This is a genomic window from Sphingobium yanoikuyae, from assembly GCF_013001025.1.
Classification (GTDB): Bacteria; Pseudomonadota; Alphaproteobacteria; order Sphingomonadales; family Sphingomonadaceae; genus Sphingobium; species Sphingobium yanoikuyae_A.
Window position 1 is genome coordinate 5,166,148 of the sequence record NZ_CP053021.1, and the last position, 11,647, is coordinate 5,177,794.

Annotated in this window: 9 protein-coding genes; 6 read left to right on the forward strand and 3 right to left on the reverse strand. The window is 65.4% G+C overall.

From position 1 onward, the window contains the following. Window positions 1-3: 3 nt before the first annotated feature. Together HH800_RS24960 and HH800_RS24965 are read right to left on the reverse strand one after the other, a co-directional pair. Window positions 4-1,413, reverse strand: a complete 1,410-nt coding sequence (locus tag HH800_RS24960) for an aromatic ring-hydroxylating oxygenase subunit alpha (protein WP_169863070.1) — start codon at window positions 1,411-1,413, stop codon at window positions 4-6. After that, window positions 1,410-2,702: an amidohydrolase family protein gene (locus HH800_RS24965; RefSeq protein ID WP_169863071.1), complete on the reverse strand. Its 1,293-nt coding sequence runs from the start codon at window positions 2,700-2,702 to the stop codon at window positions 1,410-1,412. Before HH800_RS24965 ends, HH800_RS24960 begins: the two co-directional genes overlap by 4 nt. A 173-nt stretch (window positions 2,703-2,875) precedes the next feature. On the opposite strand from HH800_RS24965, the gene HH800_RS24970 reads away from it, so the two are divergent. Genes HH800_RS24970 through HH800_RS24980 form a run of 3 tightly spaced genes read left to right on the forward strand, consistent with a single transcriptional unit; the run spans window position 2,876 to window position 5,321 of the window. Beyond that, window positions 2,876-3,199 carry a 2Fe-2S iron-sulfur cluster-binding protein gene (locus tag HH800_RS24970; protein ID WP_235681978.1) on the forward strand — a complete coding sequence of 108 codons (324 nt, stop codon included), beginning with the start codon at window positions 2,876-2,878 and terminating at the stop codon, window positions 3,197-3,199. After that, on the forward strand, window positions 3,196-4,476 hold the full coding sequence (locus HH800_RS24975; protein WP_169863073.1) for a cytochrome P450: 1,281 nt from the start codon (window positions 3,196-3,198) through the stop codon (window positions 4,474-4,476). Before HH800_RS24970 ends, HH800_RS24975 begins: the two co-directional genes overlap by 4 nt. Before the next feature lie 5 nt (window positions 4,477-4,481). Continuing rightward, window positions 4,482-5,321: an SDR family NAD(P)-dependent oxidoreductase gene (locus HH800_RS24980; RefSeq protein ID WP_169863075.1), complete on the forward strand. Its 840-nt coding sequence runs from the start codon at window positions 4,482-4,484 to the stop codon at window positions 5,319-5,321. On the opposite strand, the gene HH800_RS24985 is transcribed toward HH800_RS24980, so the two are convergent. Then, a complete protein-coding gene (locus HH800_RS24985) occupies window positions 5,303-6,508 on the reverse strand; it encodes a TetR/AcrR family transcriptional regulator (RefSeq protein ID WP_235681979.1) in 1,206 nt (401 codons plus the stop codon). The two genes, HH800_RS24980 and HH800_RS24985, sit on opposite strands and share 19 nt — an antisense overlap. 226 nt (window positions 6,509-6,734) lie before the next feature. Here HH800_RS24985 and HH800_RS24990 point away from each other — a divergent pair, with 226 nt between their 5' ends. From HH800_RS24990 to astD, 3 genes are all read left to right on the forward strand, one after another. Further along, a complete protein-coding gene (locus tag HH800_RS24990; protein WP_169863079.1) occupies window positions 6,735-8,999 on the forward strand; it encodes a TonB-dependent receptor in 2,265 nt (754 codons plus the stop codon). A 22-nt stretch (window positions 9,000-9,021) separates the two neighbouring features. Beyond that, window positions 9,022-10,113, forward strand: a complete 1,092-nt coding sequence (locus HH800_RS24995) for a tyrosine-protein phosphatase (protein ID WP_169863080.1) — start codon at window positions 9,022-9,024, stop codon at window positions 10,111-10,113. Window positions 10,114-10,233: 120 nt separating this feature from the next. After that, a complete protein-coding gene (gene astD, locus HH800_RS25000; RefSeq protein WP_169863082.1) occupies window positions 10,234-11,646 on the forward strand; it encodes a succinylglutamate-semialdehyde dehydrogenase in 1,413 nt (470 codons plus the stop codon). Window position 11,647 lies beyond the last annotated feature (1 nt).

Consider the following 11,647-nt stretch of genomic DNA (forward strand, 5'->3'; position numbering starts at 1 on the left):
GCCTCAGCGTCCAGGCCGCAGCGGCGCCATGGCGACATAGCGGTCGACCGCCTGCTCGAAATGGCGGATGCGGATTTCCTGATAATTGCCCAGCGTCAGGCCGCGCTTGATGCTCGCCTCTATCCCTTCCTGTTGCAGGAACAGATTATCGGTATCCTGATCGAGAATCTTGCCGAAGCCGGCATCCATGCCCGGCGCCTCGCAGAAGCTTTGTTCGTCGGTCAGCAGGATCGGCTCGGCCGGTTCGGGGCGGGTGCCGCCGTCCGGCACCGGGCGCAGGAAGAACACCTCATAGATGCAGCGGCGATGATCCCTGGGGTCCGGGCGGAAGCGATAGACCATCGGCAGCGACACGCCGGGGAAGATGTAGGTGTTGGGAAAGAGCGTGTAGGAGAAACAGTCGAGTATCTCGCTGTCGGATGTGGCGCTCAGGTCGCTGCCGGTCGCCGCGCCGAACATGGTGCGGAACAGGTCGGCCATCGCCTGGCGCGCGGTGCCATCGCCCACCTGCGGGCGATCCTCGCTCAGCACGGACGCGTCGCCGACCGTGAACTGGTCGAGAATATCCTGCTCGGAAAAGCGCCCCTCCAGATGCGGCGAGGCGACGCTCAGGCACGAGATGAAGCGGTTCACATGATCGCCATAGACATCATATTGGCTGTTCGCGTCGGCATTGGACGGGGCGACCTGCGGGTGGGTCTCGATCACATGATAGGCCTCCATGAAGGCCTCGATCGTCAGCTTCCAATTGGCCGGAAAGCTCTTCTGGACATGGAGGTGGATATAGCGATCCTCCAGCTTCCAGGCCTGGATATGGGCCAGCGCCTCGGCACCCAGATACGCCTCCAGGCTGGGCGCGTCGGGGTCCATGTTGATCCACACGAACCCGCCCAGCGTCTGCACGCGGACCTGCGGCAAGCTGTTGTTGGCCGGGTCGACATGGGGGAAGTCCCAGGGGCAGGTGATGCTCTTGCTGGACCCATCTACGTTCCAGCTCCAGCCATGGAAGCTGCATTTGAACTCGCTGGCACAGCCGGCCGATCCCGACGCGCGCAGCTTGGTGCCGCGATGCAGGCAGGCGTTGTAATAAGCGCGGATATCGTCCGCCGCGACGCGGGTGATGATGAAACTGTGGCGGCCGATGTCATAGACCTGATAGTCGCCGATTTCCGGTATATGTTCCTCGCGGCAGGCGAATTGCCAGGTGCGCGTCCACAGGCTGTCCATCTCGCGCCGGGCGAAATCGGGGTCGATATAACGATCGGTGGAAATGTCTTCGCTGCCCAGGAAGGCATAGGATTCGCTGCGCACCCAGCCGGGCGCGGCGACCTTGTCGCGGGCGATGATATCCTGCGTGCTGATCGCCGGACAGCGGGCATCGCCCGCCGCCATCGGGCCGCTTTCCATGTTCATGCAACTCTCCGTTGGGCGGGCATGGCGCTGTCGATCAGGCCGGGCGCGATGCGGTGGATCGCGCCGTCCTTCATCACCATGGCCAGCCGGTTCTTGTCTTCGAGGATGGTGACGTCGGCCAGTGGATCGCCGTCCACCAGCAGCATGTCGGCCAGCGCACCGGGCACCAAAGTGCCAAGATCGCCCTGGTCGCGCATCGCCTGCCCGCCATTGCGGGTGGCGCAGGTCAGCGCGCCGGCGGCGTCATAGCCATAATAGTCGATCATCAACTGGATATCGCGGGCATTGGTGCCCTGCGGATTCCAGGCCAGACCATAATCGCCGCCGATCAGATGGCGGATGCCGCGCTTGCGCAATTGGCTATGCGTCTCGACCGATGCCTCGATCAGCGCGGCTATGCCCATCGCGTCGCAGGCGGCCCGGCTGATCCACGGCTCGCCATGATGGATCATCGCATGGAACAGCCCGATCGAGGGCGCGATGACGATCCGGTCCTTCGCTTCCTCCAGCATGTCGAGCAATTCGCTGTCGGCATATTCGACGTGGAACAGGCCATCGACCCCGGCGCGGACGCAATATTTGCTGCCCTCTATCGACCGGCTATGGGCGTTCACCTTGCGGCCGAAGGCGTGGGCGGTGTCGACCGCCATCTGCACTTCCTCGAACGCCATCGGCGTCACATGGGACGGGCTGCCGGGATAGAAGGGGTCGCCCGAGACATCGAGCTTGATATTGTCGCAGCCCTCGCGGATCGCCAGGCGCACCGCGCGGCGCATCTCCTCCGGTCCATCGATCACACAGGAAATGCCGATGCGCGGATTGTGCAGCTTGCTTTCGTCGCCCATGCCGCCGGTGACGGTGATCTCGGTCGATCCGGCGCGGATGCGGGGGCCGGGGATATGGCCGGCATCGACCGCGTCGCGCACCGCCACGTCCAGCTTCAGCTTGGCGGCCGACGCGCCATAGCAGCTGGTGAACCCCTGATCGATCAGGCGGCCGGCCATGCGCGCGGTGATGAGCGTATGGGCTTCGGGCGAAGGCGCAATCAGATCCTCGGTCGAGGCGGCATCGCCGAAGGAGATATGGGCATGGCCTTCGGTGAGGCCGGGCATCAGCGTCTTGCCGCTGCCGTCGATGACCTGATCGGCCGGCGCGCGGCCGGCACTGGCATCCGGCTCGACCGCAAGGATGCGGTTGCCTTCAATCAGCAGGTCGCCGGCAAAGGCAGGGCTGCCGGTGGCGTCCCAGATGGTGGCGTTGGCGATGAGCGTCGTCGGCACGAATGGCATCCTCTTCTGCTGTGAAGACTAGGCCGCGCCCATTCCTGACCCAATGACTGCACGCGCACTTGGCGTTTCCTCTCGCCGCCGCCCGGTCTGCCGCGCCAGTCAAGCGGCTGCGCGGCGCCATGCCTTTCCGCGTCTGGCGCCATCGGCCATCCTGCCCCTTCATAAGGAGAAGGATGTCGATGGTGCGGGTCACCTTTGTGGATGTGCATGGCGTGGAGCAGGCGGTCGCCGGGGAGGGCGACCTGTCGCTGATGGAACTGGCCAAGGCGAACGGGATCGACGGGATCGCGGCCGATTGTGGTGGCGCCTGTTCCTGCGCGACATGCCTGGTCCATGTCGACCCGGCCTGGGTCGATCGCACCGGCGCACCCGACGATGTCGAATATGCGATGCTCGACATGGTGTCCGATGTCGCTGGCGACACCAGTCGCCTCGCCTGTCAGATCCGCCTGACGTCGGCGCTTGATGGCCTGCGGGTCGTGGTGGCGCAGCAATGACGCAAGACACCCTGGCGCCCGAAGCGCGCACTCTGCTCGACACCGCGTCGATGACCGATCCGATCATCTCGGCCCGGCCGCGTGCTTATTATGCGGCGATGCGGTGGCTCGACCCGGTCCATTGGGATGAGAAGCTCGGCATGTATCTGGTGTCCCGCTATGAGGATATCGCCGCGATCCAGCAGGATCCGATCACCTATTCGGTGAACAAGGGCTATCACACGCAGCAGGCCAAGGGCTTCCAGCAGGAGTTCCAGCAGATATTGGAGCGCGAGGGCGGCGGCTATTTCCCCGACGCGATCATGTCCGATCCGCCCTACCACACCCGCATCCGCAAGCTGATGGAAAAGGCGTTCAGCGCCCATCGGGTGAAGGAATTGGAGCCGCGGATCGAGAAGGTCGTGATCGACCTGATCGACAGCGTCGCCGACCGGGGCGAGGCGGACGCAGTGCAAGATTTCGCCGTGCCGTTGACGGTCCGCATCATCTGCGAGCAACTCGGCCTCGACTGGAACATGAAGGATCGCATCGCGCGCTGGTCGATCGCGGTGACGGCCCAGATCGGGCGGATGCAGGATCGGGAACAGATGCTGGGCCATGCGCGCGAGATTTGCGACCTGCAGCACTATCTGATCGCCAAGATGCGCGAGCGCGAGGCCGACCCGCGCGAGGACATGATTTCCGATCTGGTCCATGCCCGCGATGCCGAGGGGCAGGCGCTGACGTTTGCCGAGGCTGTATCGCTGATCCGGGCGCTGCTGATCGCCGGCAATGAGACGACGGCGACCGCGCTCGGCAATCTCTTCTATATTCTCGCGACCCGGCCGGAGATTGCAAATTTGCTCCAAGCGTCGGTGGATGACGACCGGCTGATGAACCGCTTTGTCGAGGAATTGCTGCGGATCGAGCCGCCGGTGCGCGGCCTGTCGCGCATGACCACGCGCGAAGTGGAACTGGGCGGCAAGACGCTGCCCGCTGGCGCGCATCTGCTGCTCATGTATGCCTCCGCCAATGACCAGGAGGATGTGTTCCCCGATCCGCGCCGCTTCGACCTCGACCGGCCCAATATCGGCCGACACCTGTCCTTTGGCGGCGGCGTCCATCGCTGCATCGGCCTCGCGCTCGCGCGGATGGAGATAAAGGTCGCCGCGCGCGAGATCATCCGGCGGATCGGCGATATCGAACTGGCGATTTCGCCAGAGGATATCCGCTATCTGCCGACGGTCGCGACCCAGTCGATCGAGCGGCTGCCGATCCGCTTTACGCGGCGGGGTTGAGCGGCATGGCAGGGGAGCTGGCGGGCAAGGTCGCCATCGTCACCGGCGGCGCGGGCGGCATCGGCCGCGCCACGGTGGAGCTGTTCGTGGCCGAAGGGGCCAAGGTGCTGATCGCCGACCGCGATGGGACGGCCGGCACCGCGCTGGCCGCCACGCTCGGGCCATCGGCGCTGTTCATGGCCGTCGATGTCGCCGATCGGGACCAGGTGCAGGCGATGGTCGCGCGCGCGGTCGATGCCTTTGGCGGGTTGCACATCCTGTTCAACAACGCCGGGGTCAGTTGCGCGCCCTTCCCACACTTCCTGGACGACAGCCTGGCCGATTTCGACCGGGTCATGGGCGTCAACCTGTTGGGGCCGATGCTGGGGACGCAGGCGGCGGCACGGCACATGAAGGATCATGGTGGCGGCGTCATCCTCAACAATGCCTCGATCGCAGGCTTGCTCGCCGGGCAGGCGATGATGAGCTATCGCGCGTCCAAGGCGGGGCTGATCCAATTCTCCAAATCGGTGGCGATCGACCTGGCGCAGCATGGCATCCGCGTGAACTGCCTGGTGCCCGGCCATATCCGCACCAGCCTGTCCTCCTTCAGCGCCCAGGGGGCAGAGGCGGACCGGGCGGCGCGGGTCGATGCCGCGATCGATGCGGTCTACCTGTCCAACCAGCCCTTGAAGCGACGCGGCGTGCCGGACGACGTGGCACAGGCGGCGCTGTTCCTGGCCAGCGACCGGGCGCGGCAGATCACTGGCATCGCCATGCCGGTCGAGGGCGGAGTGGTGGCCGGTGATCCGGTCAACCATCTGGAGGATATATTGACGGCGCGGGCTCAGGCGCTTTTGGACTGAGCCCCGTCCGCAGCGGCGCGCACCATCGTGCGCAGGTCCAGCATGGCCTGGGCGCCGGCTCTGGCGGCCTCGGCCGGCGTCAGGCCGAAACAGGTCTTGCGATGACCCGATATGACGCCGGAAAAGAGCGCGGCCTCCAGCGGCGCGACCTCCCGGCCCAGGATCGCGCGGAGCAGGCCGCCGCTGGTGCGGCCGCGCCGATAGCGCAACTGGGGGGCGAAATCGCGCAGGTCACCATCGCGCGCGGCGGCCAGCATCAGTTCGTCGATCGCCGGCAGGATGCGGTCGTTGCGGGGCGGGGGATTGGAATAGCGCGCGAGCAACTGCTCGTCGGTCAATGTCACTGCCTCCGGCACGGTGCCGCCGCCCGATTCCACCGCCTTGCGATAGATCATCTCGAACGCTGCGCGGACCAGTTCGGCGCTGGACCGGAAATTATAGGAAACGACGCCCAGCGTCAGGCCGGCCCGCGTGGCGACGGCGCGATGGGTCAGGGCCGCCATGCCGTCCTGCGCCAGCACATCGGCAGCCGCCTCGGCAATCTGTTCCATCGTGCCGCTGCTGATCGTCTGTTCGGGCAGGGCAAGGTCGGCCTGTTCGCGGGCGAACTGACGCCAATGGGCGGCACGCACCGGACGCCCGCACAGCCAGTCGTTCCAGCCGGCGCACAACTCTTCCAGTCCCGCGCGGTCGACCGGTCGGCGCCAGCGCATCAGGTGCAGCGTCGCTTCGCCATCGAACAGATAGGCGGTGAAGGCGCCCCGGCCCGGATGGCCACAGCGCGCGCAGACCTCTTCCCAGAAATTGCGCCACATCGTCGTCCAGCGTTGGGCGACCGGGCCATAGCGATCCTCCCGCGCGGCGATCAGCTGACATTCGCGCCAGGCGAAGGCCAGCCGGCGCTGTTCCTCGCACCATTGGTCGATCAGCGCGGCGAGGAGGGGCGCAAAGGCGTCACGCGACAGGGGCGCGGCGCCCTCCAGTTCCGCCAGCCGCGCCGCGCACCAGCGTTCCGACTCGCGCTGGGCCTGTTCGTGGCTGGAAAGAAACAACTGTTCCAGTGATCCGAAGTGGTGATAGATTCCGGATGCGGGGGTCTGGGCCAGGCGGCTGATCGCGCGGGCCGATGTGCCGCTCGCGCCATCACGTTCCCATAGATCGATAACCGCCTCGATAAGCCGCGCCATTGCGCCGATTTCCGATGTTTTTTCTGAATGTGCCGCCGTCGCCATAGCGTCCTTTATGCCATATCCCGCCAAACTGGCAAAGGCTGCGTCGGGGCGATATCCGTGTCTCGCCGCTGTCATATTGCCGCTGTTCCTGTCATCAAACTGAGATACATATGTAACTGCGGCTGCATACAGGCGTTCTAACTGCCCCTCCGAATTCAATATCATTCGGGGGATACGCATCATGAAATGTTCGTCTGTCCTGCGCCGTCGCGCACTCATTCTGGCCGGCACCATGCTGATGGGGGCGGGCTTCGTGGCTCAGGCCCATGCGGAGGACGCGCCGCTTGACGAAGGGGATGCCGGCCTTGGTTCGATTGTCGTCACCGCACAGAAGACCGAGACCAATCTGCAGAAGACGCCGATCGCCATTTCGGTGCTGGGCAGCGATGATCTCAAGGCGCGCAGCGTGGTGAGCCTGAAGGATCTGGGCGACGGGGCGGTGCCGTCGCTGCGCATCGCCCCCTTTGCGTCGCGCAATTCAGCGCTGACCGTCGGCATTCGCGGCATCGTGCCGTTCGACGCCAACCAGCCCAGCCGCGACGCGGGCGTCGGCATCTATATTGACGGCGTCTATCTCGGCCGCTCGCAGGGGCTGGGCACCGCCCTGTTCGACATCGAACGGATTGAGGTGCTGAAGGGGCCGCAGGGCACGTTGTTCGGCCGCAATTCGACCGGCGGCGCGCTCAGCATCGTCAGCAGGAAGCCGGGCGGCGAGTTTCACCTCAGCCAGACCATGGGCGTCATGAATTATGACGGCTATAAGGTCGAAACCCATCTCGACCTGCCCAGCTTCGCCAATGTCAGCGTCAAGCTGGACGCGCTCGTCACCAAGCGCGGCGGCACCACCGACAATCCGATGGCGGGCGAGGAGGATTATAACCAGCTCGACCAGCGCGGCATGCACGGCGCAGTGCTGTGGGAACCGAGCAGCCGCTTCTCCGCCCAATATGATTTCGACACCTCCTATGACGCCAGCACGCCCTATTATTTCCAGATGCTGGGCAAGTCGGATCGTCTGCCGGTCGCGGACATGGTCGAGGTCCAGCCCGATCGGGCCAGGACCGCGGACATCGGCGTGCCGATCCAGAAGAGCATCGGCAAGACCCATGGCCATGCGCTGCATATGGACTGGCAGGTCGCCGATGGCATCAACCTGCGCTCCATCACTTCCTATCGTGAGCTGAGCCAGAGCCAATATGACAATGGCGGCGCGCATCAGGGTGCCTTCGCCCCCTATGCCAAGTTTGCGCGCTACAGCCTGGCGGGCCTCGACCAGAATCAGTTCAGTCAGGAAGTGCAGTTGGTAGGTTCGCTCTCGCGCGTCGATTTCGTCGCCGGCGCCTATTATTATCATGAAAAGGGCGAGGATTGGGCCTGGGCGCCCTATACCATGCAGTGGGGCGCAACCGCGGCCGATGCGCCGACCCGCCTGCCGACGCTGGAAGCCGGTCAGGTCACGCCCTATCCGGACCGTGCCAGCGACGCCAAGGCGGACAGTTTCGCCCTCTATGGGCAGGCGACCTGGACCCCGGCGATCCTCGACGATGCGCTGCACCTGACCGGCGGCGCGCGCTACACCCGTGACAAGAAGAGCGGCGACCTGTTCAAGGTCAATGGCGTCGACAAGGATTTCCGTTTCGACATTTCCAGCAGCCGGATCGACCCGACCGTCACTCTGGCGTTCGACGCGACCGACAATATCCATCTCTATGGCAAATGGGGGACCGCCTATCGCGCCGGCGGCGCCAATTCCCGCTCCGTCACCTATCGCGCCTATAAGCCCGAAGAGGTCGAAACCTCTGAAATCGGCTTCAAGGGCGAGTTCCTCGACCGTCATGTCCGGCTGAACCTGGCGGCCTACAAGACGATCTACAAGAATCAGCAGATCGACTTCAACGCGGTGCTGTCCGAAGTGCCGGGCGGTCCGACCCGCACCACGATCGAGACCGTCAATGTCGATGGCCATGGCACGATCAAGGGCTTCGAGGCGGATCTGGTGGTGATGCCGGTCGAGGGGCTGACGCTGACCGCCGCCTATGCCTATACCAAGGGCGATCTGGCACAGGCGGCCAACCCCTTTGCCGGCAATGCGCTGCAGACCGTGTTCGTGGTCTACACGCCCAAGAACGCCTTCAGCGGCGCGATCGACTATAGCCTGCCGCTCAATTGGGCGACGCTGCGCGCCCATGTCGATGCCAATGGCGGCGATGGCTATCATTCCCAGTCCAGCGACGCGGCGCTGACCGACTCTTCCTTCCTGGTGAATGCCCGCCTGTCGCTCGCCGACATCACGCTCAAGGGCGACGCCAAGCTCCAGATTTCGGCCTGGTCGCGCAACCTGTTCAACGAACAGCACACCTTCTTCCAGACCGGCTCTTCGTCGCTGCAACTGGGCATTTTCAACGAACCGCGCACCTATGGCCTGGAAGCCATGGTGCGCTTCTAAAATAGAGGGAGAGAGAAAGATTATGCGCAAGATGATGATCCGCGCCGCGCTGGCGGCGCTGCCCCTGACGATGCCGGCCGCAGCCTTCGCCGGCACCATCGCCGATCCGGTGGTGGAACGGGTGGCGCCCGACAAGCTGACGATCCGCTGGCAGGATGCCGATCCGGTCGATCTGTTGCAGGTCGACCGCCCCGATGCCCCCATCGCCAATGCTACGCTGGTGGCGGCCGGGGACAAGGACGGCGTGCAGGAGGTGCAGGTGGCGCCGGGCACCCGCCCCTATTTCCTGCTGCGCGACAGCAAGAGCGGCGCGGTGACGCGCGTGGCCGAGCGTGTGCTGGTGATGGAGCAATCCTCCAATTTCCGGGATCTGGGCGGCTATCCGGCGGCCGGTGGCAAGCATGTCCGCTGGGGCCGGATCTACCGGTCGGGCGGGCAGGCGATGCTGACCCCGGCCGACGTGGCGCAGGTGAAGGCGCTGGGCGTTGCCAATCTGGTCGACCTGCGCTCGGACGAGGAACGGCTGTTCGCGCCGACCAAGCTGGACGGCATCGCCTATAATGCGGTTGGCTATTCGATGGCCGCGATGATGAGCGGCATGAAGTTCGATGCCAAGAATATGGACATGGCCAAGCAGGCTGAAGCCTATGCCGGCACCTATCGCGGCATGGCGACCCAGTTGAAGCCGCAACTGCGTATCGTCTTCGCCCGCCTGCTGTCGAAGGACGGGCCGCTGCTCTACAATTGCTCGGCCGGGCAGGACCGCACCGGCTTTGTCAGCGCGATGATCCTGTCGGCGCTGGGCGTACCGCGCGATGTCATCTATCGCGACTATGTGCTCTCGACGCCGTCGCGCCGCCCGCAATATGAAGTCCCGCCGATGAGCGATGCCGTCGCGCAGAGCAGCCCGATCGCCGGCATGTTCGCACAGATGCAGAAGGGCGGAGCGATGGCCAAGGCCAATCCGCTGGTGCTGCCCGACGGCACGCCCTTCCTGACCTATGCCTTCGCCGAAATCGACAAGCGCTGGGGTTCAGTCGATGCCTATCTGGCTCAGGAAATCGGCCTGACGCCGGTGGACATTGCGGCGCTGCGCACCACCTATCTGGAATAAGCGCCGCTTATTCCGGATCGGCATGAAGGGCGCGGCGGGATTCATTATCCCGTCGCGCCCGCATGACGCTAGGAGGCTGGAAAAGGGTGCGCTATCCTTGTCCCGCTTTCTGGAGGCCATATGATTTTCCGTTCGATCGACCCGGCCAGCGACACGCTCCTGTGGGAAGGGGAGGCGGCCGATGCCGCGACCTGTGCAGCGGCCGTGACGCGCGCCCGCGCTGCCTTCCCGGCCTGGGCGGCACTGCCACAGGCCGAACGCGAGGATCATGTCCGGCGCTACAAGGCGCTGCTGTCGGACCGCAGCGATGCCTTTGCCAAGGCGATCGCGCGCGAGACCGGCAAGCCGCTATGGGAGGCGAAGACCGAAATCGCCTCGATGATCGGCAAGGTCGACATCTCGATCGCGGCGCAGGCCGAACGCGCCGGATCGCGCGAGCAGGCTACCCCGTTCGGCCGAGCGGTGCTGCGCCACAAGCCGCATGGCGTGATGGCGGTGCTTGGCCCCTATAATTTCCCCGGCCATCTGCCCAACGGCCATATCGTGCCGGCCCTGCTGGCAGGCGATGTGGTCATCTTCAAGCCGTCCGAACTGACCCCGCTGGTGGGCGAACTGATGGCGCAGGCGTTTCGCGACGCGGGCCTGCCCGATGGCGTCTTCACCTTGCTGCAGGGCGGGCGGGATACTGGTGCGGTGCTGATCGCACAGGATATCGACGGCCTGCTGTTCACCGGATCGGCGGCGGCGGGCGCGCATTTCTCGCGCGTGATGGCCGACCGGCCGGGCGTGATCCTGGCGCTGGAACTGGGCGGCAATAATCCGCTGATTGCCTGGGACGGTGATGCGCAGGCGGTCGCCTCGATCATCGTCCAGTCGGCCTTCATCACTGCGGGCCAGCGCTGTTCCTGCGCGCGCCGGCTGATCCTGCCGCAGGGCGCGGCGGGCGACGCGATCCTGGACGCGACGGTGGCGCTGGCCCGGCGGCTGACGATCGGGGCATGGGACAGCCAGCCTGAGCCTTATATGGGTGCGCTGATCTCCGCCGAGGCGGCTGCTCATGCCAAGGCGCGCCATGCGGCATTGCTGGCGCTTGGCGGTGTAGAGTTGCTGCCGCTGGAACAGCCGGCAGACCTCGGCGGTGCCTTCCTGACGCCGGGTATCATCGACATGACCGGCGTGGATGCCCCCGACGAGGAGATTTTCGCGCCGCTGTTGCAGGTGATCCGCGTCGCCGATTTCGACGCGGCGATCGCGGCGGCCAATGCGACCCACTACGGCCTGGCGGCCGGCCTCGTATCCGCCGACGATGCGCTGTGGGACCGGTTCCTGCTGGAAAGCCGCGCCGGCGTCGTCAACCGCAACCGGCCGACCACCGGCGCCAGCGGCGCGATGCCGTTCGGCGGCCTGGGTGCGTCGGGCAACCACCGCCCCAGCGCCTATTATGCCGCCGATTACTGCGCCTATCCGGTCGCCAGTTTCGAGGCGGCGCAGGTGCTGGATCTGACCGCGGATATCAAGGGCTTGGCGGGCTAGT

What these genes read in the sequence shown, in the direction of transcription:
- HH800_RS24970 (WP_235681978.1), top strand. Translation starts at nt 2,876, where the DNA reads ATGTCGATGGTGCGGGTCACCTTTGTGGATGTGCATGGCGTGGAGCAG.
- HH800_RS24975 (WP_169863073.1), top strand. Translation starts at nt 3,196, where the DNA reads ATGACGCAAGACACCCTGGCGCCCGAAGCGCGCACTCTGCTCGACACC.
- HH800_RS24965 (WP_169863071.1), bottom strand. Translation starts at nt 2,702, where the DNA reads ATGCCATTCGTGCCGACGACGCTCATCGCCAACGCCACCATCTGGGAC.
- HH800_RS24985 (WP_235681979.1), bottom strand. Translation starts at nt 6,508, where the DNA reads ATGGCGCGGCTTATCGAGGCGGTTATCGATCTATGGGAACGTGATGGC.
- HH800_RS24960 (WP_169863070.1), bottom strand. Translation starts at nt 1,413, where the DNA reads ATGAACATGGAAAGCGGCCCGATGGCGGCGGGCGATGCCCGCTGTCCG.
- HH800_RS24990 (WP_169863079.1), top strand. Translation starts at nt 6,735, where the DNA reads ATGAAATGTTCGTCTGTCCTGCGCCGTCGCGCACTCATTCTGGCCGGC.
- HH800_RS24980 (WP_169863075.1), top strand. Translation starts at nt 4,482, where the DNA reads ATGGCAGGGGAGCTGGCGGGCAAGGTCGCCATCGTCACCGGCGGCGCG.
- HH800_RS24995 (WP_169863080.1), top strand. Translation starts at nt 9,022, where the DNA reads ATGCGCAAGATGATGATCCGCGCCGCGCTGGCGGCGCTGCCCCTGACG.
- astD (WP_169863082.1), top strand. Translation starts at nt 10,234, where the DNA reads ATGATTTTCCGTTCGATCGACCCGGCCAGCGACACGCTCCTGTGGGAA.